This window comes from Gammaproteobacteria bacterium, from assembly GCA_029881255.1.
GTDB lineage: Bacteria > Pseudomonadota > Gammaproteobacteria > S012-40 > S012-40 > JAOUMY01.
This window is the reverse complement of the sequence record JAOUMY010000037.1, coordinates 1-4,207: the sequence shown is the minus strand read 5'-3', so window position 1 is coordinate 4,207 and position 4,207 is coordinate 1. Positions and strand designations below refer to the sequence as shown.

Below are 4,207 nucleotides of genomic sequence, written 5' to 3'. Positions count from 1 at the left end.
GTCTTTCATCGGCCGCGATTCAAAAAAAAGGTCTGACATCTGCGCAGCAGAGCAATCTTTTTTGGCTGAATGTGCTGATGGGCACCTTTCTTACGATAGTCGTCGCGTCTGCCGCGCCGCTGATTGCCAGTTTTTATGATAAGCCCGAGCTCGTTAAAGTGACTCTCGTCTTATCATTAAGTTTCATCATTACAAGTTTTGGAACGCAGCATGGTGCCATGCTTGTGCGAAGGATGCAGTTTGCTCGATACTCTGGAGCTAAGATTGCAGGTGCCGTGGCCACTCTGATAATTTCGGTTGTTTTAGCACTTAAAGGATACTCCTATTGGTCTCTCGTATGGGGGACTGTTGCGGGCACTGTGGTTACAACGGCACTTATACTTGTTTTATCACCTTTTCGGCCAGGATTGCCTTCTCGTGGGTGCGGGATGCGTGAACTTGTTGGATTCGGTGCGAATGTGACGGCTTTTAATTTTGTGAATTATTTCGGTCGTAATTTAGACAATATTTTAATCGGGCGGTTTGTCGGCGCAGATGCCTTGGGTCTTTATAGTCGTGCCTATCAATTGTTACTGTTTCCGATTACGAATTTACGAGCGCCGATTCTCTCGGTCGCGTTTCCGGCTATGAGCCGGTTGGACTCAAAGTCTGAAGATTTTCGACGTTACTATTGTCGGATTGTTGAACTTTTGGCTTGGGTGACAATGCCGCTGATGGGCTGGATGTACGTTGCATCTGATGAAATCATAAATATTGTACTCGGGCCTAACTGGGCAGCGGTTGGGCCAATCTTTTCAATCTTAGCTATTGTAGGTTTTATACAGCCCATAGCGAGCTTGAGAGGGTTGATTTTACTTAGCTCTGGCCAGGCGAGGAGAAACCTATATGCTGGTTTGATTGGTGCAGCTACAGTTTCGCTTGGCTTTGTGATTGGTGTTTATTGGGGGGTCTTAGGGGTTGCATGGTCTTATGCGTGTTCAATATGGGTTTTTTTAATTCCAATGCAGTTTTATTGTTCGAAGGGAACGAGTGTGCGTGGTCTAGATATTGCCCGAGCGGCTAAGATTCCTTTCTTATTGTCCATTGTGCAAATTATATTATGTCAAATTATGAAACAAAATATGTGCGGAGTACCTGAAGCTATTGTTGTTGGCTCTTTAGCTTTGTTGGTTTTGACTATGACTATTGTATTTTATATACTGTTTCCGGAAAATAGAAAATTCATACTGCAAAGTTTTACTTCGCTTCGGTTAAATTAATTGGAGACTTTTAATGCTACGGCTAAAACACCTATTCCACGCAGGCTTTTATAGGTCTTGTTTTCGTTCTCTTATTATCGGATTAGCTAATGCTACTCCGCCGTTAAATGAATTTCGATCTATTCGATACCGTTTATTTTCATTGGCGGGAATGTGTTTGGCGCCTGGAGTTTGTTTTCAGGGAAATGTCGTTGTTTCTCCAATAGATCGAGGCGAAAACATTATTATCGGTGCGAATACATTTATTAATAACGAAGTTCGTTTTGCAGCACCATCTGCTTTTATACGAATAGGCAAAGGTTGTGCTATCGGTCCAAGGGTTAGCTTTGAAACCGTTAATCATCGTTTCCCTGGGAATATGCTTGAGCATTTGCCTATTGAGGTTGGTGATAAATGCTGGATTGGTTCGGGTGCAATCGTATTGCCTGGTATTGTTATTGGGGATGATGTTGTTGTTGCAGCTGGTTCAGTTGTAACGAAGAACATTCCAAGTAGTTCTATGGTTAGGGGTTTTCCTGCTCGAATTATTCGAAATATCAAAGTAGAAAATGTTTAATTGTAATAAGTTGAAATCTGATGTTCGATATCTATTTCGTAGGCGTAAGCTTCGTGTTCGCTCTGGTGAAGAATACAAAGAGAGCCCTGTGTTTATTGTTGGCTCCGGTCGCTCAGGTAATACGCTAATACGTAGAGGTTTAGTTGAGCATGGCGGTATAACCATACCGCCGGAAACGTACGAACTCGGGGTGATTATAAGGTTTTTCCTGAAGCATAATAATATTGATTGGGCCTCTATTGTAAACTATACCTTGGGTGTCCTTAGTTTGCATCCTGAGTTCGATGAGACTTTTGGTTATAGCCTTTCACCTTTAAAATGTCGCCTTGGTAAATGTTCTAAACACAATCAAACCTTGTCTAATCTTCTCTCCGAATTTTATCGATTCTACGGAGAACGGAATGGTGTGGTTGTTACGCGATGGGGGGACAAGACTCCTTTTAACACGTTTTCCATATGGGACATCAATCGAGTTTTCCCAACTGCTTATTATGTATGGATAATTCGTGACCCTGTAGATGTTGTAGCCTCTTATCTCAAGTCCGGAATCTATGACAACCTTGATAGCGCAGCGCAGCGTTGGTTTATTTCAAATAAAATAATGCTTGAATTTGAGGCAAATTTTCCGGGTTCAGTGAGACGCATATGGTATCAGGATTTAGTCAGTAACTACGAAGAGTCAATCAAGGGACTGTGCTCTTACTGTCGGCTAGATTATGGCGTTACGCCCAGCAAGAGTTGCATGGGGGATGTCGAGGTTCGAGGGCATCATTCCAATGTCATGCAGGATGTCAATAAAATGTCGATAGGGAAAGGATGGGCAGAACTTGACCATAAAGAGATTGAACTTATTAAAAAGCTTACCTATGCCCTTTACCAGCGAATCTGTATAGCGTCGGAAATTGACGATTGAAACTAATATTTGTGCCTAAAAAAATATGCATAACCACAGGTAATTTTCCTGTACGTTCTGAAACCTTTGTTACTGAGCATGCGGTTGGTTTGGCACGCCTTGGTCATGATGTTTTAGTTGTTAGTCAAGCGATAGGCACCGGAATCACATCTAAAGAAATTGAAATGATCGATGCCTCTGGGGTGCAGCGTATTTACATCCCAAGCTATACCAATAATCGTGTTGGCAATTTATTACGCATGGTGCGGCGACTTCTACGACGGCCCCGCTTGCTAAAGTTCGTATTTCATAAATGGCCATGGACCCGCCGAGAACACTTTTTGGCGGATGGCTATCTCGAAACGATTTCAAAGGTTCAGCCGGATGTTGTACATGTTCATTTTGGTTCATCTGCCGCTGCAATGTGTCGACTTGGCTTGCATGAGAACACGATTATAACTTGGCATGGTTCTGAAGCAAATGTGCTTCCCAAAAGCCGTGGTGAAGACATGTATCGTGAACTGTTTTTGGCTTCCCATCGCCATACAGTTGGCTCTCAGTTCATGATGGATCGTTTGATTCAACTAGGATGTCCGCAAGATAAAATTACTCGTATTCCGATGGGGGTAGATTTGGAGAGGTTCACATACGTCGATCGGAGAGATCGTGACGGCTGTGTGCTGCGTATAATTTCGGTTGGGCGATTGGACGAAGAAAAAGGGCACCACTATTTGATCGATGCTGTTACTAAACTTTTTACCGATAACGTTTCTGTGCGTTTAAGAATTGTTGGTGAAGGCTCATTGCGTAATGAGTTAGAAGCTCAAATTGTTTCTTGCGGGGCTGAAGATTACATAGAGCTACTAGGGGCACTCGATTCTGCTTCGGTACGCCAAGAACTTGAAAAGGGGGATCTTTTCGTGCTTGCCGGAGTAGAGGCTGCTAGTGGCCGAGTTGAAACACAAGGTGTTGTGTTGATCGAGGCGCAATCTACAGGGCTGCCTGTAGTTGCATCAGCTGTGGGTGGCGTTCCAGACAGCTTGATTGATGGGGTGACTGGAATGCTTTGTGAGCCGAAGAATGTTGATTCACTAGTCCATGCAATTAAGTTTTATGCTGAAAGCAAAGAAATGCGGTTGGAACATGGTCGAGCCGCATGTGAGTTCGTGGAAAAGCGTTTTTCATTACCAAAGATGCTGGAAGCTTTCGAGGCCCTCTACGCTGTTGAATGACGAAATATTTTTTTAAAAAAAACTAGCAAATAAAGAATAAAATCATGCCCCCATACCTTCGACACAAAGGCATGGGTGGTGGTGTACAACGAAACTAAAAACCCACCGCGAATAAATACGCGTATTGACATAGAACAATTAATCTTCTGTCGTTACCTGGACACAGATGAACAACTACATACAGGACATCGCAACCAGGAGGAAGAAACCATCGCTTATAGCGCTGAAAATAGACGAGAACCAGGATGGACCGGGATTATCGCAGTGG

Annotated in this window: 4 protein-coding genes; all 4 read left to right on the top strand. The window is 43.4% G+C overall.

Annotated elements, in window-relative coordinates:
- A partial coding sequence (locus tag OEZ43_21945; GenBank protein ID MDH5548242.1) for a lipopolysaccharide biosynthesis protein occupies positions 1–1,259 on the top strand: 1,259 nt, incomplete at its 5' end.
- A gap of 13 nt (positions 1,260–1,272) precedes the next feature.
- Positions 1,273–1,815 carry an acyltransferase gene (locus OEZ43_21940; protein MDH5548241.1) on the top strand — a complete coding sequence of 181 codons (543 nt, stop codon included), beginning with the start codon at positions 1,273–1,275 and terminating at the stop codon, positions 1,813–1,815.
- Positions 1,816–1,903: 88 nt separating this feature from the next.
- Positions 1,904–2,728 (top strand): sulfotransferase, encoded by an 825-nt coding sequence (locus OEZ43_21935; GenBank protein MDH5548240.1) that lies wholly within the window; start codon positions 1,904–1,906, stop codon positions 2,726–2,728.
- Positions 2,725–3,939 (top strand): glycosyltransferase family 4 protein, encoded by a 1,215-nt coding sequence (locus tag OEZ43_21930; GenBank protein ID MDH5548239.1) that lies wholly within the window; start codon positions 2,725–2,727, stop codon positions 3,937–3,939. Before OEZ43_21935 ends, OEZ43_21930 begins: the two co-directional genes overlap by 4 nt.
- Positions 3,940–4,207: the final 268 nt, after the last annotated feature.